The following is a 22,734-nucleotide window of genomic DNA, read 5'->3' as shown; positions in this document are numbered from 1 at the left end:
AATGGCCACGACAAGTGCGAGAAGCCATATGACAAATGACCTGTCCCCTTGTCATGCAGGCGACAGCAATTCGGACGGATGGGAATATCGACGGGGCAAACGAGCAGCGTAAGACCAGGCGAAGGCAGGCAAATCGGCAGGATGCGCCCTACCGAATAATGGCCATGGCGAGCAAGCCTACCCGACAAATGACCTGGGCCCCTTGTCATATGGGACGGGAAAGATGGCGAAGCGAATGGGCTGCGGGCATACGGGCGAAACGGAATGCATGTGCAGATAGGCCCCGAAGCGGTTGCGCTGGAGCGGCTCCAAGTTGTATACCCGTTGAGCAATCATTTTGCGCGCAGCCAAAGAACCCCCCTGCGCCGCACGCATCGACGAAAGAACCTATTCATGAGCACAAAGAAAAACAGCATCGACATGCTGCATGGGCCTTTGCCCGGCAAAATCATCCTGTTCGCCATTCCGCTGGCCTTAAGCAGCATCTTGCAGCAGCTTTTCAATTCGGCCGATGCCATTGTGGCCGGTCGGTTTATCGGCTCGACCGCGCTTGCCGCCATCGGCGGCGTGTCGCCGGTCATCACGCTGCTGATCGGCCTGTTCGTAGGGCTTTCCATCGGGGCGAACGTGGCCATTGCCATCCACATCGGGCACAAAGAGCTTGACCGCGTGCACGGCGCGGTGCAGACGACGGCCATCGTGACGCTGGTCAGTTCGGTGGCGCTGACCGCGGTGGGCGTGTTTGCGACCGAGCCCATCCTTGACGCCATCGACATCCCCGCCGATGCGCGCGCGGAGGCAACCGGGTACCTGCAAGCCTATTTTGCGGGCATCGTATTCTTCTTGGTGTACAACTTCGGATCGGCCGTGCTGCGCGCGAAAGGCGATACGCGCCGCCCGCTGTACGCGCTTGCCGTGGCCGTAGCGCTCAACATCGTGCTGAACGTGGTTGCCGTGACGGTGTTTGACGGTGGCGTCGTGGGCATTGCCGTGGCAACCGACGTTTCCAACGCCGCTGCGGCTGGCATCATCGTGTGGATGCTGTTGCACGAGGAAGAGGCGTTCCGGCTTGACGTGCAGCATCTGTTCGTAGACGCCGACACGCTGCGGACGATTCTGTACATCGGCGTGCCGTCCGGGTTGCAAAGCGTGGTGTTCTCGCTGTCCAACGTTGCCATCCAGGCGGCCATCAACGGATTCGGCACGGCCGCTACGGCAGGTTCTGCGGCGGCGATGAACTACGAGTACTACACCTATTTCTTCGTGAGCGCGTTTTCACAGGCCGCGGTGACGTTTATCGGGCAGAACTTCGCCGCCGGCAAGCTGAAGCGCTGCGACACGGTGTTCCGCTTCTGCATGGGCGCGGCCGTGGTGTGCGCCGTGGTGCTGAGCGTGCTTTTCGTTGCCGCCGGTAACCTGGCGCTGGGCGCCTTTACCACTGATGCGACCGCCGTGGCGTTCGGATTCGTGCGCCTGTGGCACGTGGAGCTTCTTGAGTGCATGCCCGCAAGTTACGAAGTGACGGCCGGCGCGCTGCGCGGCATGGGGTGGTCCGTGCTGCCAACCGTGGTGGTGGTTGTGGGTTCGTGCGTGCTGCGCATCATCTACGTGTTCGCGCTGTTCGGCGCATTCGGCACCTTTGATGCGCTTATGAACATTTACCCCGTGACCTGGGGAATTACCGGTGCGACCATGCTGGGGTTGTACGTATTCGCACGCAGGCGTGCCTACGCGCAGGTTGCCGCGCGCAAAGGCGTGAAGTTGGCGTAGGAGGCGCTAACGACGGCGCGCCAGACGCAGCGCAGCCACCTCGGCGACAACGGCCACAAGCGTGAACGCCGCAGACAGAAACGGCATAGCCGAAAGCGGCAGGCACGCGATGAATCCGCCGGCCACGAACGCGCCGAGCGCGCTTCCTAACTGCAGCGACGAATTCGACAGGCTGACGGCGAACGCCGCGTCGTCGCCGGCGTTCAACATAATGAACGAGTTTTGCGCCGGCAGAAAGCCCCAGGAGATGCCCGTCCACAGACACGCCGCCACCAACGCGGCCGCCCAAGAGCCCGCGGAGATGCCAAGCGCCACCAGCGTTGCAGCCTGCAGCGCAACGCAGCCAATGACGGCCGGCGCCGAGCCGAAGCGGTCGGCCGCCCAGCCGCTGGCCTTCGATCCCACCATGCTCATAAGGCCGAATGCGAACAGCGCGCCGCTTACCCACGCGGGATCGGGCAGCACGCCTTCCATGAACGGCGTGATGTAGGTGTTCATGGACGCGTAGCCCACGAACATGAGCGCCGTGCAGGCAAGCGGCAGCACCACGCAGGGGTTCTTGAACACGCGCAGCACATCGGTTGCGCGCTGCGACGAAAATGACGACGACGTGGGCACATCGGGGATCTTCACGGCCAGCGCGATAACGATGAACGCAAAGGCCGCCGCCGCTACCAGCACCCAATACGCTTGCTGCCACGTGATGACGTCGCGCAGCACGCGTGCGGCCGGCAACGCGAACACGAACGACGCGCTGAACCCGAGCGCCACGTTCGACATGGCCGAAGCGCTGCGCGCGGGGCCGGCGATGCGGCTGGCAGCGATATAGGCCGTGGCCGCGAACGATCCGTTGCCCACGCCCATGATGGCTCGACCTGCAAGGATAATCGGATAGAAGGGCGTGGCGGCGCACACGGCCATGCCCGCCGCCATAAGCGCAAGGCTGACAAGCAGCAGCGTTTTCGGCCCGCGCGGCGTGAGCGCCATCACCAAAAGCGGCGTGCCGATGGCATTGCACACGCCGTACACGCCCATCATAAGGCTGACCTGCGACAAGTCGATGCCAACGATTTCAGCCACCTGATCGGGAACGCCGAGGATGTACTGGTAGGCGCAGCCGAACACGAAGCAGCTGAGCGCGAGCACCAAAATCATGGCGTTGCCGCGGGCACGGCTTGGCAGCTGCGCGCCCGCGGGCGCCGTAGCGGCCGCGCTCACGCCTGCACCGCTTCCTCTGCCGTCTGCTGAATACGGATGCGCAGCAAATCGCCCGGCTGCATGGCAATGCGGCTTTCAAACGCATAGGTTTCCATAGTGCGGTTCGCCATGGGCACCGGCTGCGGGTACACATCGCCTTCCTGGCTTTTTGCCAGCCACGTGAGCCCCTGCACGCGCGCAGCCGCAATGGGCTTGCGCGGCGTCAAGATTTCAAGTTCGTCGCCTTCGCAGAACCGGTTGTGGCAGGTTGCTTGAATGCGCCAGGTGCCCTCCTCCACCTGCTGACACGCCGTAACCGTGGCTGCATGCAGGTAGTCTTTGTCGTAGCCGTCGCGTTCCTGGCGCTGGCTTGGCTGGCCGTAGAAGAAGCCCGTTCCGTAAGGGCGGTGCGAAATGGCATGCAAATCGGACATGACCGACGCGGGGCCGGTGCCGTCCATGACGGCGCGATAGGCGTGCACCACCGTGGCAACGTAAAACGCGCGCTTGTTACGGCCTTCGATCTTGAACGAGTTCACGCCGGCGCGCGCCAGGTCGTCGAGGTGCTCGATCATGCACAGGTCGTGCGCGTTCATGACGTACGTGCCGCGCACGTCCTCCTCGATGGGATAGTACGCGCCGGGACGCTTTTCCTCCACCAGCGCATAGCTCCAACGACACGGCTGTGCGCAGAAGCCCTTGTTGCCCGAGCGGCCCGTCATGGCCGCCGACAGCATGCAACGGCCCGAATAGGCCATGCACATGGCGCCGTGCACGAACGCCTCGATCTCAAGTTCGCGCGGAGCCTGAGCGCGCAGCTCGGCGATGTCTTCCACGCTCATTTCGCGTGCAACCACCACGCGCGAGGCGCCCAAGTCATACCAGGTGCGGGCCGCTTCGGCGTTCATGACCGATGCCTGCGTGCTGACGTGCAGCTCCATATGCGGCGCGTAGCGGCGAGCCAGGGAAAATGCCCCCAAGTCGCTGACGATGAGCGCGTCGGCGCCCGAAGCATCAAGCGCTTCCAGATACGGCGGCAGCGCTGCGATGTCGGCTTGGCTCATGAGCGTGTTCACGGTAACGTACACCTTCGCACCCGCGCCGTGGGCGAACGCCACCGCGCTGGGGATGTCGTCGAGCGTGAAGTTCTCGGCGCGCTGGCGCATGCCGAACTTGTCGGCGGCAAGGTACACCGCATCGGCGCCGAAACGCACCGCCGCCTCAAGCTGGCTGCGCCCACCTGCCGGAGCAAGCAATTCGGTTGCGGAGAAATCAGTCATGGCAAAACTTTCGAAACGAAGCGATGGATATGGCAAACGCGGAGCGCCGCGCGCCTTGGCAAGCGGGATGGGCGTGCGGGCCGAAGCGGCACGCGCACGATGCTCCGCAAGCGCAAGGAGCGACGACGCTCCACGTTCATCAAGCAGTTCAGTACAACAGGCTTTTACGCCTCAAAGGAGACGCGCGCGCCCTGCGGCGTGTCCTCGATGGTGAAGCCAAGGCCCGTCAAACCGTCGCGCACGGCGTCGGCCACGGCCCAGTTCTTTTCCTTGCGGGCGGTTGCGCGCGCCTCAAGCAGCGCGTCAACGGCCTCGTGCGCATCGGCACCTTCGTAGCCGGCAACCTGTTTTGCCAGGTCAACGACCTCGGCCGGGTACGTTTCGACCTCTTCGTAATCCTGCGGGGCAACCTCTACGCCGAATACGCGCATAAGCGTGGTGATGGTTTCGCGAACATCGCGCACGGCCGGCACGTCAGACAGGCTGAGCGTTTTGTCGGCGATTTCGGAATTCACATAGCTGACCAGGTCGAACACAACGCCAAGCGCACGCGGGGCATTGAAGTCGTCGTCCATTGCCAGCACGAAATCCACGCGAGCGCACTTCGAGTTCTTCATGACGGCCTGGGTATCAAGCGGACTGGGGATGTCCTGGGCGTTTTGCATCTGCCAATCCATGTTGCGCACGCAATTCTCGATACGCGACAGCGCGGACTCGGCCTCGTCGAGGCGCTCCTTCGAGAAGTCAAGCGGGCTGCGGTAGTGCGTTTGCAGCATAAGGAAGCGCAGCACGTTCGGCGACGTGGTTTTCAGGATGTCGCGCAGCAGCAGGAAGTTGCCGAGCGACTTGCTCATTTTCTCGTGGTTGATCTGCAGCATGCCGCCGTGCATCCAGTGGTTGGCGAACGTGCAGCCGCACGCGGCCTCGGACTGGGCGCGCTCGTTTTCATGATGCGGGAACACCAGGTCGGCGCCACCTCCGTGAATGTCGAACGGCAGGCCCAGGTACTTGCGCGACATGGCTGAGCACTCGATGTGCCAGCCCGGACGGCCCTGGCCCCACGGGCTTTCCCACGAAGGCTCGCCCGGCTTGGCAGCCTTCCACAAGGCGAAGTCAAGCGGGTCGCGCTTGCGGTCCTCAAGGCCTTGGCCGTCGGCGCGCAGCTCGCGATGGCCGCCTTCCATCTCGTCGATGTTGCGGCCGGACAGCGCGCCGTAGTCGGGGTAGCTGCGCACGCTGAAGTACACGTCGCCTTCGACCTCGTAGGCGTGCCCGCCGTCAATGAGCTCTTGGATGAGCTGGATCATGTCGGGGATTTCCTCGGTGGCACGCGGACGCACGTCGGGGTCTTCGACGTTGAGCGCGTGCATGTCATCAAGGAACGCCTGCGAATACTCGGCAGCCACCTCAGCGGCGGTGCGACCTTCCTCGTTGGCTTTCTTGATGATTTTGTCGTCTACGTCGGTGATGTTCGACACGAACTTCACCTTGAAGCCGCGCCACGAAAGGTAGCGGCGGATGATGTCGAAGCTGACGAACGTGCGAGCGTTGCCGATGTGGATGTAGTTGTACACGGTGGGGCCGCACACGTACATGCTGATTTCGCCGTGCTTGAGCGTTTCGAAGGGAACCTTCTCGCGCAGTTTGGTGTCGTAGATCTTGAGCATGATGTTTCCTGTTCTAGTGCAAACCGCCTGATGGCGGTGGGTACGTGACGTTATGGTTGAACGCGCGGGCAGACGCGTGCGCTAGCTACATCGCGCAAGCAGGGCAACGGCCGTAGCCGAGATACCCTCTTCGCGGCCCTCGAAGCCCAAGCGCTCCGTGGTGGTGGCCTTCACGCCGACGTTTTCGACCGCGATGCCCATGGCCGCCGCCAAGTTCGCGCGCATCTGCTGGCGATGCGGCGCCATCTTGGGCGCCTGAGCTGCAATGACGCTGTCGACGTCAATGATCTCGAAGCCTTCGCTGCGCACTTTCGCGGCAACGGCGGCCAAAAGCTTCATGGAGTCGGCGCCTTCCCATTCGGGGTCGGTGTCGGGGAACAGCTTACCGATATCGCCGCCGCGGATGGCGCCGAGCAAGGCGTCGGCAACCGCGTGGGCCAGCACATCGGCATCGGAGTGGCCAAGCAAGCCCAGCGTATGCGGGATGTCCACGCCACCGATGATGAGCTTGCGGCCTTCGACCAGCTTGTGCACGTCATAGCCCTGGCCGATGCGCAGGGTACGAAAATCGGGCGTCATTATTCCTGCTCGCCTTTCTGCTTAAGGTAGCGCTCGCGCACCGCGGCCACGAGCATGAGGTAGTCTTCCGGCACGGTGAGCTTGATGTTGTCGCGTTTGCCTTCTACCACCAGCACGCGACCGCCAAGACGCTCGATAAGCGAGCTGTCGTCGGTGCCGACAAATCCGTCGGACAGCGCCGAGGCGTGGGCGCGACGGTAAATGCCGGCGCGGAACACCTGCGGCGTTTGAGCATTCCAGAACACGCTGCGGTCAGGCGTGCCGACAATGACGCCGTTTTCCACGACCTTCAGCGTGTCGATGGCCGGATGCGCCACCACGGCGCCGTCGGCATCGATGTTGCCCTGCAGCGTGGCGATGGTGTGCGCAATGAGCTCGGGCGAGATAAGCGGGCGGGCGCCATCGTGCATGACAACGTACTCGTAATCGTCCGGCACCAGTTCAAGCCCGGAAAACGCCGATTCCTGGCGCGTGGAGCCAGCGGGCGCCACCACCACGGGCGTGACGAACGGGAAGGGGTCGATAGCCTTCTTGAGATACTCGTCTTTGCGATCAGCCGGACAGACGATAACGATGAGCCCGATGTCGCCCACCGCGTCGAACGCCTCGGCTGACCAGGTGAGAATGGGCTTGCCCGCAATTTCCACGAGCTGCTTGCCGCCCTCCTTGCCGAAGCGCTCGCCCGTACCGCCCGCCAAGATGACGGCCGCGGTTTTCGGGTTCTTGTCGACCTTACCCTCAAGGCCGGCCATGGATTGCGTGAGCGCGTCGATGTCAAGCGCCGTGGCCAAATCGGCCGCGGCAAGCACCGACGACGAGAACACCGGGTCAACGGTCTTCGGCATGCTTCCCTCTTTCCGTCGAAAAACAAACGAGGCGGCCCCGCGAAGGGACCGCCTTTCATTCTAAAGCATTATGACAGCGCAGCGCCGCCAAATCGCAGGCAGGGCGAAGCCGACACAACCTGCTTGCCGGCGCGGCCGCTAGTCTGCAGCGCCACCCGAAGCGGTACCGCCGCCCGTTGAAACGCCGGCATGCCCCAGATCGAAATTCGTGAGCAAAAGCTCGGCATCGCGCGCGATGGTGTCGTGTTTGCGCGGCGCGGGGATAGACCCCGTGCCGGCCGTGAATGCAAGGTTCTCGCCGTCATCGGCAACGTCGGCTTCGATGACCGAGCCCGACGTCCACTTGCCTTCAAGCAGCTCTTCGGACAGCGGGTCTTCCAGGAAGCGCTGGATAGCACGGCGCAGCGGACGGGCACCGTACGTGGCGTCGGTGCCTTCCTTGGCGATGAGCTTGTATGCGGCATCGGTAAGGTTGATGGTCATGTTCATGGCGATCAAACGCTCGCGCAGGTCGGCCACCATGAGCTTCGCGATTTCGACGATCTGATCCTGCGTCAAGGACTTGAACACGATGATCTCGTCGATACGGTTGAGGAATTCAGGCCTGAACAGCTTCTTTACCTCGCCCATAACGCGCGACTTGATTTCCTTGTCCGAAAGGCCGGCCTTGCCGTCGGAGCTGAAGCCGAGCGTGGTGGGCGCAGCGATTTCGCGCGCGCCGACGTTCGACGTCATGATGATGACGGTGTTGCGGAAGTCGACCGTGCGGCCCTGCGAGTCGGTCAGGCGACCTTCCTCGAGGATTTGCAGCAGGATGTTGAACACATCGGGATGCGCCTTCTCGATCTCATCGAACAGCACCACCGAATACGGGCGCTGGCGCACGGCCTTCGTAAGCTGGCCGCCCTCGTCGAAGCCCACGTAGCCCGGAGGCGAACCCACCAGACGGCTGACGGAGTGCTTCTCCATGTATTCGGACATGTCGAAGCTGATAAGCGCGTCTTCGCTGCTGAACAGGAATTCGGCAAGCGCCTTGGACAGCTCGGTTTTGCCCACGCCCGACGGGCCCAGGAAGATGAAGCTGCCGGCGGGGCGCTTCGGGTCTTTCAGGCCGGCGCGGCTGCGGCGAATGGCTTTCGACAGCGCGGTGACGGCCTCTTCCTGGCCGATGACGCGTTCGTGCAGCACGCCTTCCATGCGCAGAAGCTTGTCCGTTTCGGCTTCCGTGAGGTTGGACACCGGCACGCCCGTGGTCATGGACACCACGTCGGCGATATCCTGCACGGTTACCTGATGCACCGACTTCTGGGAGTCCTCTTCCCATTTCTTCTCGGCCTGCTCGCGCTGCTCTTTCATGGCGGATTCCTCGTCGCGCAGCTTTGCGGCGCGCTCGAAATCCTGCGAGGCGATAGCGCTGTCCTTGTCTGCACGCAGCTGACGCAGCTTGTCGTCCATTTCGCACAGCTCCTTGGGCAGCGTCATGTTGCGGATGCGCATGCGTGCGCCGGCCTCGTCCATGACGTCGATGGCCTTGTCGGGCAGGAAGCGGTCCTGGATGTAGCGGTCGGACAGCGTGACGGCCGCTTGCAGCGCCTCGTCGGTGAAGTGCACCTGGTGATGCGCCTCATAGCGGTCGCGCAGGCCTTCCATGATGCGCATGGCCTGCTCTTCGCTGGGCTCGCCCACCGTGACGGGCTGGAAACGGCGCTCAAGGGCGCTGTCCTTTTCCAGGTGTTTGCGGTATTCGTCGATGGTGGTGGCGCCGATGACCTGGATTTCCCCGCGCGACAGCGGCGGCTTCAAGATGGCGGCGGCGTCGATGGAGCCCTCGGCGGAACCTGCGCCGATGAGCGTGTGCATCTCGTCGATGAACAGGATGATGTCGCCGGCGTCCTTCACTTCTTTGATGCACTTCTTCAGGCGATCCTCGAACTCACCGCGATACTTGCTGCCGGCTACCAGCGCCGACACGTCAAGCGTGAACAGGCGCTTGCCGCGCAGGATGTCGGGCACCTGGTTCGACACGATGAGCTGTGCGAGGCCTTCGGCCACGGCCGTTTTGCCCACGCCCGGCTCACCGATGAGCAGCGGGTTGTTCTTCTGGCGGCGCGAGAGGATTTGCATGACGCGCTCGATTTCGCCCGCGCGGCCGATGACCGGGTCGAGCTTGCCGTCGCGCGCTTTCTGCGTAAGATCGGTGCCGAATTCCTTCAGCGCGCTGTCGGGCACGTTGCCCGCAGCCTCGAAGGGGTTGCGGCCCGCGTACACCGGGCTTTGACCCACCAGGTCGTTGAGCGCAGTGCGGATGTCGTCGCCCTTGACGCCCAGGCGCGACAGCACGTCAAGCGCCGTGCCCTCGCCCTCACGCACGATGCCGAGCAGCAAATGCTCGGTGGAGATGTAGCTTTGGCCCATCTGCATGGCTTCGCGCAGGCTGTTTTCCAGCACGCGCTTCACGCGGGGCGTGAACGACAAGTGGCCCGTGACGTCGGTGTCCTCGTCGATGGACACCACCTGGCGGATGCCCTGCACCACCGCGTCGTAGCTGACGTTCAGGCGCTCAAGCGCCTGGGCGGCCAGGCCGTCCTTTTCCTGGATAAGGCCGAGCAGGATATGCTCGGTGCCCACATAGGGCTGATGGAGGGCGCGGGCTTCGTCTTGGGCTAAGACGAGCACCTTTCGCGCCTTGTCCGTGAACTTCTCGAATGACATGAAGCCTCGATTCTCGCGGCAAATGTTATGGTCTCAGTTGGTTATGTTAGCACTCCCGTCAAGGGACTGCTAAGCCGTTTACGTATCGTATACATAATAAGGTAGCCCGGAGCCACACAACGCCCGTTGCCCTTGCTACGTGCAATCCGCACACACCGGAAGTGCTTTTAGACCCCTTTTGCCCCTTTTCACCCGGATTTCGTAAACAGTTCTTCACGAATGGTCGACAAGCGCGCAAGCGCGGCGCCTTGACCGACGCACACGCTTATACTGGTTGCGAAACGCGCAACAGCGCGCCCATCCCCCTCAACCGACAGGATCGCATGAACAGGCACACCATACGCTACGCCCTTATCCTTATTGCCGCCCTTGCCGTGGCGGCGCTAGCCGTCGCCCGATTCGACGGCCTATGCTCCATCTTCTCAACCGTCTGGTCCGCCCTTGAGCCCCTGGCCATCGGCGCGGTGCTGGCATATCTGCTGAACTTCATAGCGGCGGCGCTCGAGTCTCGGTGGTTTCCGCGCTCGAACAGCGCGCTGGTGGCGAAAACGCGCCGCCCCATCTGCGTCATCCTGGCCATCACCGCGGTCACCTTGGCGCTTGCGGCGCTGACCGCGTTCGTGGGCGGCGAGTTCAAATCCGTGGGCGCCGCCATCATCACCGGCGTTTCGGAAGCTGCGGCCATGGCGTCGCAGGCCATCGCGAACCTTCCCGGTGCGCAGACCATCCCGATCTTGGACAACGCCACCTGGAACTCCATCGGGCAAAAGGCCCTGGACGCCATGGGCGGCACCGACCAGGCGCTGCGCATCGTGGCGCAGACCAGCGGCGAGGTGGCCCATCTGACGCTTTCGATCCTGCTGGGCATGGTGTTCGCGCTGTATCTGCTGCTTGATAAGGACCGCGTGCACGCCGGCGCCATGCGCGCGGCCAGCTTCATTCCCGGCGAGACCCTGCGCCGCCGCGTGCTGCACGCATGCAGCATCACCAACGACTGCTTCTCGCGCTTCATCCGCGGGCAATGCATCGAGGCGGTCATCTTGGGCGCCCTGTGCGCCATCGGCGGCACCATCCTGCAGTTCCCCTATGCGGCTTCCATCGGCCTTATCGTGGGCGTGTCCTCGCTCATCCCGTTCGCCGGCGCATGGATCGGCGGCATCATGGGTGCGGCGATGATCCTGTCGCAAGACCCCGTTCAAGCCCTGCAGTTCATCGTGTTCTTGGTGATCCTCCAGCAAATCGAGGGACATCTCATCTACCCGAACGTGGTGGGACAGTCGGTGGGCCTGCCGAGCATCTGGGTGTTCGTGGCCGTGATCGCCGGCGGGTCGTTGTTCGGCCTTCTAGGCGTGCTTCTGGGCGTGCCCGTCATCTCCACGCTTCGAACGCTTGCCATGGAGCATTTCGCGCAAGAAGATGCCGAACAAGATAGCGGGGAGGAAAGCGACACGGCAATCCAACCCGCAATAACGGCATAACGCCATCCGCAACGGAACGATTCCCGTATGCGTCAGATCAAACCGAAGGGGCTGGTTCCGGATAAGTTCCGGAACCAGCCCCTTGTCGTCTAGCCGTTATCTAGACCGTCCAAGATATGCAAAGGACCCCGTTTCCTGAACGGCAAAAGAAGTGAATCAAGCGGCCCGGCCGAGCCTGTACTCGACCGGGCTGCTTCCGCCCAGGCGTCTCTTGATGCGCACGTTGTTGTACCAGTCGATGTACTTCTCCAAATCCCTCTCGAAGATGTCGGGGTCGTCTCCCTCCCAATCGTAGTAAAGCTCGGTCTTGACCATCGAGAAGAAGTTCTCGGCCTTCGCGTTGTCGAGGCAGTTTCCCTTGCGGGACATGGACTGGGCGATCCCCATCCGCTCGAGCGCGAGCCTGTACGCGGGCATCTGGTACTGCCAGCCCATGTCCGAATGCAGCAACGGGGCGTCTTCGCCATCGAGCCTGCCCTCGAGGCCCGCCAGCATCTCGAGGACCATCTTCATGTTCGGGGACCTGGATATCGAGTAGGCGACGACCTCGTCGTTGTAGAGGTCGACCACGGGCGAAAGGTAGAGCTTCGTGCCGCCCACCTTGAATTCGGTGACGTCGGTCACCAGCTTGGTCATCGGGTCCTCCGCCTCGAAGTCGCGGGCCAGCAGGTTCGGGGAGGACTTGCCGACCTGGCCCATGTAGGAGCGGTACTTCCTGCGTCTGCGGGTCCGGCACAGCAGCCCCTCCTCGCGCATGACCTTGAGCACCGTCTTGTCGGCGATGCGCACGCCGGTCGCTTTGCGCAACGTGTCGGCAACGCGTCGGTATCCGTATCTGAAATGGGATTTCTCGCATATCTCCACTATGGCCGGCCGCTCGGCCGCTTGCCTGTCTGAGGGAGGGTTCGCCTCGTGGTAGTAATAGGTGGAACGCGGCATCCCGATGAGCTCCAGGAGCGTGGAGAGCGGATATTCCCGCCTCAGCGACTTCACTATCTCGTGCTTCCGCCTGCTGCCGAGAGGGCCGTCGCCGAGGCGGACATTCGTTTTAAGATCTCCACCTCCATCTCGAGGCGGGCGCACCGCTGCTCGAGCGTCTCCTCGCCCGCGGGCTCCTTCCTCCTTCGCCCCGACGGATGGACGACGAGGGCGTCTTCGCCTCCCTCTCGGTACCGCCTCACCCAATCTCGTATCTGCGCGCTGTTGCGCACGCCATGCTCGAGAGCTAGGGCCCTGTAGTCGCCCTCGCCACGGAGATAGGCTTCGACGACGCGAAGCTTGAACTCCTGGGGGTAGCGGTTGTTCTTCTTCGGCCTGTCTATGGCCCCGACGCCACCTTGGTCGATCCTCTCCCTCCAAAGCTTCACGGTTGACTTCGTAAGGCCGAACTCGTGCTGCAGCATGGTGATGGTCGCGCCGTCGGCGTATCTGTCCGCAAAGCGCTGCTTGAACTCGGCGGAGTAATCCTTGCTCAGCAAATCAACCCCCTAACGCAGAAGACCCCTATAGGAGAAGCAGAACATTGTCTGTCCAACTATAGGGGTTCACTGCAGATACGGGACGCAGTTCAATAGCTCAGGCGAGCTTCTGAAGAACCCGCCGATATAACGAGGATGCAAAAGAAGGCTTAGTACAGCTTCGCGCCGGCGGGGATGCGGTTGGAGACCATGAGTAGGTTCAGGCGCTCCTCGCCCTCTTCCTCGTGCACGGCCGACAGCAGCATGCCGCAGGACGCCACGCCCATCATCTTGCGCGGCGGCAAGTTCGTGATGGCGATGAGCGTGCGACCGATCAGCTCCTCGGGCTCGTAGTACGCGTGGATGCCCGACAGGATGGTGCGATCTTCGCCGGTGCCGTCGTCAAGCGTGAACTGCAGCAGCTTCTTGCTCTTCGGCACCGCGATGCAGTCCTTCACCTTCACGGCGCGGAAGTCCGACTTGCTGAACGTGTCGAAGTCCACCTCGTCCTCAAACAGCGGCTCGATGACCACCTTCGAGAAATCGATGGCCTCGGGCGCTTCCTCGGCCGGTTCGGGCGCCGGCTTCGCCGCGGGCTTCGAGCCGCCCGCCGGCGCCTCGTCGCGCATGTGCGGGAACAGCAGCACGTCGCGGATGGTGGGGCTGTCGGTAAGCAGCATGGTCAAACGGTCGATGCCGATGCCCACGCCACCTGCCGGCGGCATGCCGTACTCCAGCGCGCGGATGTAGTCGGCATCGTAGCCCATGGCCTCGTCGTCGCCCATGTCCTTGGCCTCCACCTGCGCGCGGAAGCGCTCGGCCTGATCAACCGGGTCGTTCAGCTCGTTGAACGCGTTGGCGTACTCATGGCCGCAGATGAACAGCTCGAAGCGCTCGGTGAGCTCGGGGTTGTTCGGCATCTTCTTGGCCAGCGGGCTGATCTCAAGCGGATGCTCGGTCACGAACGTGGGCTGCACCAGCTTCTCCTCGGCCACGGCCTCGAAGATCTCGGAGATGAGCTTGCCCTTACCCCAAGCGTCCTCGGCGTGGCCGCCGTTTTTCTCCAGAATGGCAACCAGCTCTTCGCGCGTGCGGTCGAACGACACCTCTTCGCCGGCATAGCGGCTGGCCAGACCGCACATGGTCTCGCGCGGCCAATCGCCGGACAGGTCGATGTCAACGCCCTGGTAGCTGACCTGCAGCGTGCCGCACGCGGACTGCGCGGCAGCCTGGATGAAGCCTTGCGTAAGGTCCATCATGCCGTTGAGGTCGGAAAACGCCTGGTAGGCCTCCATGGTGGTGAACTCGGGGTTGTGGTACGGGTCCATGCCCTCGTTGCGGAACTGACGGCCGATCTCGAACACCTTCTCGAACCCGCCGACCAGCAGACGCTTCAGCGGCAGCTCGGTAGCGATGCGCAGGAAGTAGTCGCGGTCAAGCGCATTGAAGTGCGTGACGAACGGCTTGGCGTTCGCGCCGCCCAAGATGGGGTGCAGAAACGGCGTTTCCACCTCGTAGAAGCCCTGGTCCTCCATGTAGCGGCGGATGGCGGCCACAATCTTGAAACGCTTCTCGAACACCTGCTTGACTTCGGGGTTCATAACCAGGTCGACATAGCGCTGACGATAGCGCGTTTCCTTGTCGGCCAGGCCGTGGAACTTCTCGGGCAAAGGACGGATGGACTTGCTCAAAAGCTCGAAAGCGGTAACGGCAACGGACAGCTGACCGCGCTTCGTGCGCATCATGGTGCCCTCTACGCCGATCCAGTCGCCCACATCAAGGTCTTTCAAGCGCGCGAACACGTCTTCGCCCAGCTCGTTGATGCGGCAGAACAGCTGCATGTCGCCCGTGGCGTCGCGCAGGCCCAAAAACGCGATCTTGCCCTGCACGCGCTTGGACATGATGCGGCCGGCAACCTTGACGGCGTCCTCGGTGGAGGCGCCATCTTCAAGATGGGCGTACAGCTGCTCAAGTTCAGCCAGGTGATGGCTGTAGTCAAACGCATGGCCGTACGGGTTCTCGCCCGCATCAAGCAGCGCCTGACGCTTGGCCTTGCGCACCTCAATGGGGTCGTCTTCAATAACTTCAGGAGAATTGCTCATACAGAAAGCCCTTCTAAACAAACCAGGGACATGTAAGACCCTTCCTCAACAGGAGATTCAGGGAAAAATCTACCCGGGGATATGGAAGAGTCAGCGAGGGCGGCTGTGGTACCCCAGATTGCCCTGAAATGAACGGGCATTGGCCTTCGGGCCATGCCTGTGAAATTGAAGGGCAAGATGGGGTGCCACAGCCGGCCGCAGCGTCGAGTAAATTCGCCGGCCGGCAGGCCGGCGAAACCTTAATGCTCGATAGAGAGGATCTTCATCTTGATGACGCGACCGGTCGGGCCGGTGGTCTCGATCTCGTCGCCCTTCTTGTGCGCAAGCAGGGCCGCGCCGACCGGGGACTCGTTGGAGATCTTGCCGGCATGGCTGTCAGCCTCGGCAGCGCCCACGATGGTGAACACGCGCTCGCGACCGCCCATGTCAACCGTGACGGTAGAGCCGATGTGCACGGAGTTCGAGCGCTTCGGGGTTGCCACGACGGTGGCCTCGCCCAGGATGCGGGTGATCTCGGCGATGCGAGCCTCCATCATGCCCTGCTCGTTTTTCGCGTCGTCGTACTCGGAGTTCTCGGAAATGTCGCCGAATTCGCGGGCAACCTTGATGCGCTCGCCCACCTCGGCGCGCTTCTCGGTTTCCAGGTAATGCAGCTCTTCTTCAAGCTGCTGCTTGCCTTCGGGCGTCAGAATGTAGTTGTCAGCCATGTTTTCCACCTATCTATACGAAAAAGCGGTATGCGCCGAGCCGCAGCCCTTATGCGCATACCGCATTACAACCTGCAAAGCTGCGAGCTATTCGCTCTTCTTGCGAGCAGCAGTGGTCTTCTTCGGAGCCGGCTTCTCGGCTTCCTCGTCGTCTTCCTCAAGCTCTTCGACTTCTTCGTCGTCCTTCTTGTTGTCGGCCATGCCCTCACGCAGGTTCTTGACGGTCTTGCCCAGAGCGCTGCCGAGCTTTGGCAGGTTCTTCGGGCCGAAGATAAGCAGGATCACCACGAGGATGATCAGAAGCTCCGGTACACCCATACCCAGAAATTTCATGTGTCCTCCAAGTACTCGCCCAGGCCCCATGAACAGGCCAGATAAATCAACGCCGGACACTTTAACACACGGGCGTGTTAAATGATGCGCCTTCGATGAAAAGCACATTTGAAGCCGAACGCCGCCCTTTTCCCAGGCCCATCGACCGCCTGACATGAAAAAGGCTCGGTGCGAACACCGAGCCTGACCATGTAAATGGTCGGGATGACAGGATTTGAACCTGCGGCCTCTGCGTCCCGAACGCAGCGCTCTACCAAGCTGAGCCACATCCCGATGCCGCTTTCGCAGCGACGGATATGTTACCACAATGGATTCGAAAACGGGAGAACATTTTTGAGAAATTTTTCTCCCACGCTTCCCTAGCGGCGAATTCCCGACAAAATGCCTGGTCGCGCTTGTGGTTTCGGCAAATATATGAAACGCGGCTCGAAATCGAACAGTTCGGCCGTGGATACCACGGGGCTTACCGTGATGCACTTCTTCATGCACGCGTCGACGCACAGGCCGCACTGCACGCATTCGGCGCACGAAAACTCAAGGAAGCTGCCACCGTCGGGCGTGCCGTCGGCGTTCGGACTGGGCTTGATGTCGCTTTTCTTCAGCGCCCCGGTGGGGCAGAACACCGCGCACATGCCGCACGTGTTGCACTTCGAGATGTCGATGCTGACGTTGCCGAACAGGCGCGTCTTAATGTCGGGTTGCACGGGCTGCCCCAGGCGATCGAGCGCGTCGAGCACCTGCGTGCGGCGGCGTTCCTCGAACTGCGGCAGCGTGCCGGAATCCCCCGCGCCAAGCTGCTCGCGCAACGTTTGCTGCTTCTTGCCCATGCCAAGGTTCTTGCGAATGACCATGTCAGCCGTTTTACCGGCGGCGTTGGCCGTCCACGACGCCCCCGACGTGAAGAACCCGCGGCGCGATTCGCCCAGCAGGCTGTTGGGGTTGGCAAGGGCCATGCCTTCGGGGAACTCCGACACGCGGCGCACCACGGCCGGCGCACCCTGCATCTCAAGCAGGCTGTTCGCCGAGGCCACCGTTTCGTCCACGCCGGCGCTGGTTGCGCGGTACTTGCACGTTTTGCACACGCCGTCCACCAGCACCACGTCGTCAGCGCCCGCCGCGGCAAGTTCTACCAGCACCGACTCGTCCACGCGCGCCATGCACGATACCTCGGCGTATTTGTGCGGGTCGGCCAGCCCCTTCGACGCGATGCGCGCGCACGCGATGACGGCGCGCGTGCCGCCAAGCTGCTCAAGCGAGCTTGCGGCGGCCTGGGCAAGCTGCTCGTCCATGGGGCTGATGGACACGAGCGCCTCGGTGGGACACACCGTGGTGCACGCGCCGCAGCCCACGCAGCGCTTGTAGTCCACGGCCATGACGTTGTTGTGGATGGATATGGCGTCTGCCAGGCAGGCGTCCATGCACTTGCGGCACGACGCATTGCGGTTGCGCACCACCACGCAACGACGCGGCATCGCTAGCACGGGCTTGTCTTCAAGCTCTTCGGCCACTTCGATGATATCGGCGATGTTCGGCATATGCTCCCCCCGAAGCTTTCGTTTCCTGATGCCTGCGCGGCCTAGCGCCCCGATGCGGCGCCGGGCCGCCTTTTAGCCTTCGGTCCGATCCTGCACGATGCGCTCAAGCGCCGCAAGCTCGGCCGGCGTGTTCGCGTTGATGAAGCAGCCGCCCATAGGCTCGGCGGCCAGCACCTTTTCCTGCGGGAACTCGCACACGTTGACCTGGTCGAAGAAGATCTGCGCGCGCTTGTCGCCCCGGTCGAGCGCCGCGCGCACTGCCGGCAGGCACCCCATGCGGCGGTACACCGCGTGGAACGGCTCGAACCCGTGCTTGTTCACGGGCACCACCACGTCCGCGCGCGACTTCGTCATCTCAAGCGCCTCGGCCACCACCAAAGCCGGGCTGGCGAACACCATGTCGCAGGCCACCACGGCCACATAGGGGTTGCGCGCCGCGCGCAGCGCCGTGTACAGCCCCGGCAGCGCGCCGCGTTCCTCCACGGCGTCGCACACCAGCTGAATGTGCAGGTTCGGGTACTGCGTGTGTAAAAACGCCAGGTTTTCCGGCTCGTTCGTGGTGATGATAAGCTCGTCGGCCACCGGCGAGAGGCGCTCGACCATGCGGCAGATTAACGGGCGGCCGCAAAACGGCACCGTAGCCTTGCTGCGCCCCATGCGCCGGCTTTCGCCGCCCGCTTGGATGACCAGCGACACGCGCGGGCGCGCGAACGCCTGCTCCACGAAATCGGCCAGCGCCGACACGTCGTCAATGTCGAAGGCGGGGATGCCGTACACGTCCGCCGCCTGGGCGGCCTGCGGGATATCCGTGACCACGGCAACCGTAGAGGCCGTGGGCATCTTGTTGGAGATGTCGGTGCGGTTCGGGTATTGGCAGGCGAACTCGGCCTCCTCGGACGCCGTGAGCTTCGGCGCCTCAGCAGGCTCAGGCGCGTCCGCGTCGTCCACGTGAGGAATGGCGTTGCGGCCGAACTGCGTGAAATCGGTGCCCAGCGCCCAGCCCTTGCGCGCGCCTTCGGCGAACACCTCGGCCGTGCGCGCGTCGGCGGCGTTGCCCGCGCGCATGATCTCGATGGTGGGCAGGCCGCTTTTGCGGTACCCCTCGACGATGACCACGTCGTGCCCGGGCATGCTGGCCACGATATCGGCGCATTCAAGCTCGCCCTCGGTGGTTTTGATGCGCGCCATCTGCCCCGGGGCCGCGATGACGGTTTCGCTAGCGCCGGCGCGGCGGTGACGCCACGAGTCTTTACCCGGGATGTCGATGTCGAAGCCGACGTGGCTGTGGTGCTTCACTCTGCCCACATCGAACCCGCGCCCCACCAGCTCGGCGATGAGTTTTTCGATAAGGGTTGTTTTTCCTGAATTATGACGCCCGACGATGGACACGGCGGGGCTGGGAAAATCAATCATTCGTTCCGTCCTTTCGTGTGCGAAAGTATAGCACGCACCGCCCACCGGCAAGAAAAGGCCGGCGGCAGATTGTCTTGTTCACGTGCCCATTTTCGTACGGCGCTTCGGCCCTCACGAACGCTTTTCCCAACTCATCGCCTTTGACCGAAAGAAAATGTTGATATTTCGTGAAGCAAATGCTAGAATAAAAGTCGCTTTTTTCGGAAGCTACGGCTTCGTAAAAAGAAGGGATTCCGTTTTTTGGAGGGGGCGGAATCCCTTTCTTTTTGCCTTTCTGCATGCAAAGCGCCCGCAAACCAAACGTTTGCGGGCGCTTTCGTTTTGCGCGTTTTGCTTCCCTACAGCTGGCGGCGCGCTTCAAGCGCGCGACCAAGGGTTACCTCGTCGGCGAACTCCAAATCGCCGCCGACAGGCAGGCCGCTTGCCAGGCGCGTCACCTTGATGCCAAGCGGCTTGATAAGGCGCGCCAAGTACGCGGCGGTGGTTTCGCCCTCCACGTTCGGGTTCGTAGCCAACACCACCTCTTCGATATCCTCGGTGGCAAGGCGCGCCATCAGTTCGGCGATGTGCAGGTTGTCCGGGCCGATGCCGTCCATAGGCGACAGCGCGCCGCCAAGCACGTGGTACAGGCCCTGGTATACGGCCGTGCGCTCGATGGGTGGGATGTCGCGCGGTTCGCTGACCACGCACAGAAGCTGTCGATTACGGCTGGTGGAACGGCAAATCTCGCACTCGTCCTCTTCGGCGTAGTTGAAGCAACGGCTGCAGAAATGCACCGTGTCCTTCACTTCCACGATGGCCTCGGCCAAGCGCAGCGCCGTGGCTCGATCGGTGTTCAAGATCCAATACGCCATGCGCTGCGCCGATTTCGGGCCCACGCCGGGAAGACGCTCCAGCTCGTCGAGCAGTTTTTGGATGGCAGGTGCCGATTGCACGGTGCGCTTCCTACATCAAGCCAGGGATGTTCATGCCGCCCGTTGCGGCGTTGATGCGCTGGCTGGACAGGTCGGCCACGCCGCGCAGCGCCTCGTTGACAGCTGCGGCGATCATGTCCTGCAGCATCTCGACGTCCTCGGGGTCAACGGCCTCGGGGTCGATGGTAAGGCTGACCAGGGTGTTGTCGCCCTTGGCAACCGCTTTGACCATGCCGCCGCCAGCAGAAGCCTCGAACGTCATGTCCTGGATCTCCTCTTGAGCGCGCGCAAGCTCCATCTGCATCTTCTGCGCCTGCTTCATCATGGCGTTCATGTTGCCCATGCCGCCGCCGGGGAATCCGCCTTTACGTCCCATGTTCTATCCTATCTCGTATGCGATTACGTTATTGCAAACCATAGCATTGTACCGGGCGCCGGCGCCCACGTGGCCGTTAATCCTTGACTTCTTCGAACGTCACATCGCCACCGAAGCCCGCTTGCAAGATGGCTTGCAGCTCGTCGGGCGTTTGCGCGGCGCCGGGCGACACCGGCTGCGGTGCCGGCTGAGCCGCGGAAGCCGCCTGCGAGCGAGGCGCCGGAGCGGGGGCTTGAGGAGCCGCCGGGCGCTGCGTTGTTGCCCCTGCTTGCGGGCGCGATGCCGGGCGCGGAGCGGCCGCGCGCGGCACGGGGCCGGCCGGCGCGTTCAGAAGCTCGTCTTCGGGCATGGGCGCGTCGAAGTCGCCGTAGGGTACCTGGTCGTCCTTCCACGGCGGCGTGGTGACCGCCGGCGCCTGCGAGCGCGGGGCCATCGGGCGCTGCTGGGACACAGGCGCGGCCTGCGGGCGCGAAGCCGCAGGAGCAGACGCTTGCGGGCGAGGTTCCACTGCACGCGCGACAGGCGCAGCGGCGGCAGGAGCCGGCGCCGAACCTGCCTGCTGGTAGGCGAACGGGACGTTCTGGCCGCCGCACGCCTGCGACAGAGCCGCGGCCACGGCTTCCTGCACGTCAGGCTTCTGCACGGCCTTGAACGCGAATGCATTCTCCTTCGGGAATTCGATGGACAGCATATTCGACTGGGCGTTCCACACGGCCTTCGTTCCCAAGAACAGCACGCCGTATGCCGCCTTGCTGCGTTTGAGGCTGGCCAGTGTTACCTGCCACATGCGCTGCAGTGCCGCGGGGTTTTCCATGGTTGCCGCCAGTTGCGGGTTGCCACCAGCTGCGGGCTGGGCGGCGGCCGCGGGAGTCGCAGCGGGAGCAGGCTGCGCGGCTGGCACGGAAGCTGCGGGCTGAGCGGGCTGGGGCGCAGGATCTGCTGCGGGCTGCGGGGACGCGGGTGCTGTGGGCTGGGCGGTTTGCCATGGAGCGGCCGGCGCCGGGACTGCTTGCTGCGGTACCGGCTGGGGCGCAGCGGCAGCAGGCGCGCGGCGAGCTTCGGGCTGCGGCACGGTGGCAACAGGCGCGGCAGCTACTGGCGCAGCCGGCGCCGCCGCAGACCCCATGGCCACGGCGCTCTTGCCCGCCTCAAGCGCCTCGATGCGCTCGGCAAGCGCCTCAAGCGTCAGGTCGCCGTCGGGGCGCACCATGCGCGTGCAGCCGATCTCGAACGACAGGCGCGGGTTCGTGGACGTTTTCAGCTCGGCCATCACATCGCCAAGCACCTGCAGCATGCGCGCCAAGCGGTCAGGGCCGAACAAGGGCAGCTCATCGGCAAGCTGACGACGCTCGGAAGCGCTTACGTCAAGGGCCACATCGGTGTCCGTCAAGCTCATCACGTACAGGTTGCGCACGTGCTGCGCAAGTTCGCGCGCGAATTGCGCCAGGTCAGAACCCGATTCCACGAATTCCGCAATCCAGCGGAAGCACGCGGCGGCATCGCGCGCGCCGATGGCCCGCACGATATTGGCCATGTCGTTGGAGTCCACGCCGCCAAGCATGCGCTCCGCCACGGCAAGCGTGACCTTACCTTCGCCGAACGCGATCATCTGCTCAAGCGACGTCAGCGCGTTGCGCATGCCGCCACCGGCGTGGTGCGCGATCAGGTCAAGCGCATCGCCTTCGAATTCCACGCCCTCGGCCACGCATACCGCGCCTAAACGCGACACGATGGACTCGTTGGAGATGCGGCGGAAGTCGAAGCGCTGGCAGCGCGAATGGATGGTTTCGGGCACCTTTTGCGGGTCGGTGGTTGCCAGGATGAACACGACGTGGTCGGGCGGCTCCTCAAGCGTTTTCAGCAGCGCGTTGAACGCCGCGATGGACAGCATGTGAACCTCGTCGATGATGTAGACCTTGTAGCGGCCGCGCGTGGGCGCGAACTGCACGCGGTTGATGATCTCTTCGCGCACGTTCTCTACGCCCGTGCGGCTTGCGGCGTCAAGCTCGTACACGTCTGGGTGTACGCCTTCGGCGATCATCTGGCAATCTTCGCACGTGCCGTCCGGATCGGGCGTGGGGCCCTTCTGGCACAAAAGCGCCTTGGCAAGCAGGCGCGCCGTGGTGGTCTTGCCCGTGCCGCGCGGCCCGCAAAACAGGTACGCATGGCTGACTTTGTCCTGCTCGATGGCGTTTTTGATGGTGCGCTCGATCTGCTCCTGCCCCACCACGTCCTCGAAGATCTGCGGACGGTATTTGCGGTACAGCGCTTCTGCCATATGCGGTGCTCCTCATCGTGGTGCGTGTTGTGTGCGAAAAGCCCGCGGACGCGGGCATCAAGGGTTTGCTTCATTATAGGGGCACGCGCGG

The 22,734-nt window shown here is 63.2% G+C and carries 18 protein-coding genes and 1 tRNA gene; 2 read left to right on the top strand and 17 right to left on the bottom strand.

Annotated elements, in window-relative coordinates:
• Positions 1–393 precede the first annotated feature (393 nt).
• Positions 394–1,770, top strand: a complete 1,377-nt coding sequence (locus ET524_RS06295) for an MATE family efflux transporter (RefSeq protein WP_161566618.1) — start codon at positions 394–396, stop codon at positions 1,768–1,770.
• Positions 1,771–1,776: 6 nt separating this feature from the next.
• Here ET524_RS06295 and ET524_RS06290 read toward each other — a convergent pair whose 3' ends face one another.
• The 6 genes from ET524_RS06290 to ET524_RS06265 form a co-directional block, all read right to left on the bottom strand.
• Positions 1,777–2,988 carry an MFS transporter gene (locus ET524_RS06290; RefSeq protein WP_129424184.1) on the bottom strand — a complete coding sequence of 404 codons (1,212 nt, stop codon included), beginning with the start codon at positions 2,986–2,988 and terminating at the stop codon, positions 1,777–1,779.
• Positions 2,985–4,247: a U32 family peptidase C-terminal domain-containing protein gene (locus tag ET524_RS06285; RefSeq protein WP_129424182.1), complete on the bottom strand. Its 1,263-nt coding sequence runs from the start codon at positions 4,245–4,247 to the stop codon at positions 2,985–2,987. The genes ET524_RS06290 and ET524_RS06285 overlap by 4 nt, the downstream gene beginning before the upstream one ends.
• A gap of 164 nt (positions 4,248–4,411) precedes the next feature.
• Positions 4,412–5,914, bottom strand: a complete 1,503-nt coding sequence (cysS, locus tag ET524_RS06280) for a cysteine--tRNA ligase (RefSeq protein ID WP_129424180.1) — start codon at positions 5,912–5,914, stop codon at positions 4,412–4,414.
• 81 nt (positions 5,915–5,995) lie between these two features.
• Positions 5,996–6,493 (bottom strand): 2-C-methyl-D-erythritol 2,4-cyclodiphosphate synthase, encoded by a 498-nt coding sequence (gene ispF, locus ET524_RS06275; protein ID WP_129424178.1) that lies wholly within the window; start codon positions 6,491–6,493, stop codon positions 5,996–5,998.
• A complete protein-coding gene (gene ispD, locus ET524_RS06270; RefSeq protein ID WP_129424176.1) occupies positions 6,493–7,338 on the bottom strand; it encodes a 2-C-methyl-D-erythritol 4-phosphate cytidylyltransferase in 846 nt (281 codons plus the stop codon). The genes ispF and ispD overlap by 1 nt, the downstream gene beginning before the upstream one ends.
• Positions 7,339–7,476: 138 nt before the next feature.
• Positions 7,477–10,050 (bottom strand): ATP-dependent Clp protease ATP-binding subunit, encoded by a 2,574-nt coding sequence (locus ET524_RS06265; RefSeq protein WP_129424174.1) that lies wholly within the window; start codon positions 10,048–10,050, stop codon positions 7,477–7,479.
• A gap of 323 nt (positions 10,051–10,373) precedes the next feature.
• Between ET524_RS06265 and ET524_RS06260 the strand changes: the two genes are divergently transcribed.
• Complete coding sequence (locus ET524_RS06260) at positions 10,374–11,528, top strand: AI-2E family transporter (RefSeq protein WP_129424172.1); 1,155 nt, start codon at positions 10,374–10,376, stop codon at positions 11,526–11,528.
• Positions 11,529–11,684: 156 nt separating this feature from the next.
• On the opposite strand, the gene ET524_RS06255 is transcribed toward ET524_RS06260, so the two are convergent.
• From ET524_RS06255 to dnaX, 11 genes are all read right to left on the bottom strand, one after another.
• On the bottom strand, positions 11,685–12,521 hold the full coding sequence (locus ET524_RS06255) for an IS3 family transposase (RefSeq protein ID WP_161566617.1): 837 nt from the start codon (positions 12,519–12,521) through the stop codon (positions 11,685–11,687).
• Positions 12,521–13,006 carry a helix-turn-helix domain-containing protein gene (locus ET524_RS06250; RefSeq protein ID WP_129424168.1) on the bottom strand — a complete coding sequence of 162 codons (486 nt, stop codon included), beginning with the start codon at positions 13,004–13,006 and terminating at the stop codon, positions 12,521–12,523. Before ET524_RS06250 ends, ET524_RS06255 begins: the two co-directional genes overlap by 1 nt.
• Before the next feature lie 149 nt (positions 13,007–13,155).
• Complete coding sequence (lysS, locus tag ET524_RS06245; protein WP_129424166.1) at positions 13,156–15,087, bottom strand: lysine--tRNA ligase; 1,932 nt, start codon at positions 15,085–15,087, stop codon at positions 13,156–13,158.
• 239 nt (positions 15,088–15,326) lie between these two features.
• Entirely contained in the window at positions 15,327–15,794 is a 468-nt protein-coding gene (gene greA / locus ET524_RS06240) for a transcription elongation factor GreA (protein WP_129424164.1), read from the bottom strand.
• A gap of 87 nt (positions 15,795–15,881) precedes the next feature.
• On the bottom strand, positions 15,882–16,127 hold the full coding sequence (gene tatA / locus ET524_RS11535; RefSeq protein WP_161566616.1) for a twin-arginine translocase TatA/TatE family subunit: 246 nt from the start codon (positions 16,125–16,127) through the stop codon (positions 15,882–15,884).
• A 196-nt stretch (positions 16,128–16,323) separates the two neighbouring features.
• Positions 16,324–16,400, bottom strand: a tRNA-Pro gene (locus ET524_RS06230).
• Between the two features lie 86 nt (positions 16,401–16,486).
• Positions 16,487–17,662 carry a 4Fe-4S binding protein gene (locus tag ET524_RS06225; RefSeq protein WP_129424160.1) on the bottom strand — a complete coding sequence of 392 codons (1,176 nt, stop codon included), beginning with the start codon at positions 17,660–17,662 and terminating at the stop codon, positions 16,487–16,489.
• A gap of 72 nt (positions 17,663–17,734) precedes the next feature.
• Positions 17,735–19,075 (bottom strand): molybdopterin-guanine dinucleotide biosynthesis protein B, encoded by a 1,341-nt coding sequence (gene mobB, locus ET524_RS06220; protein ID WP_129424158.1) that lies wholly within the window; start codon positions 19,073–19,075, stop codon positions 17,735–17,737.
• 338 nt (positions 19,076–19,413) lie between these two features.
• Positions 19,414–20,010, bottom strand: a complete 597-nt coding sequence (gene recR / locus ET524_RS06215; protein ID WP_129424156.1) for a recombination mediator RecR — start codon at positions 20,008–20,010, stop codon at positions 19,414–19,416.
• A 10-nt stretch (positions 20,011–20,020) separates the two neighbouring features.
• On the bottom strand, positions 20,021–20,365 hold the full coding sequence (locus ET524_RS06210; RefSeq protein WP_129424154.1) for a YbaB/EbfC family nucleoid-associated protein: 345 nt from the start codon (positions 20,363–20,365) through the stop codon (positions 20,021–20,023).
• Positions 20,366–20,441: 76 nt separating this feature from the next.
• Positions 20,442–22,643: a DNA polymerase III subunit gamma/tau gene (gene dnaX, locus ET524_RS06205; RefSeq protein ID WP_129424152.1), complete on the bottom strand. Its 2,202-nt coding sequence runs from the start codon at positions 22,641–22,643 to the stop codon at positions 20,442–20,444.
• Positions 22,644–22,734 lie beyond the last annotated feature (91 nt).

The sequence above is a fragment of the Senegalimassilia faecalis genome (assembly GCF_004135645.1).
Lineage (GTDB): Bacteria > Actinomycetota > Coriobacteriia > Coriobacteriales > Eggerthellaceae > Senegalimassilia > Senegalimassilia faecalis.
This window is presented reverse-complemented; position numbering and strand designations above follow the sequence as displayed.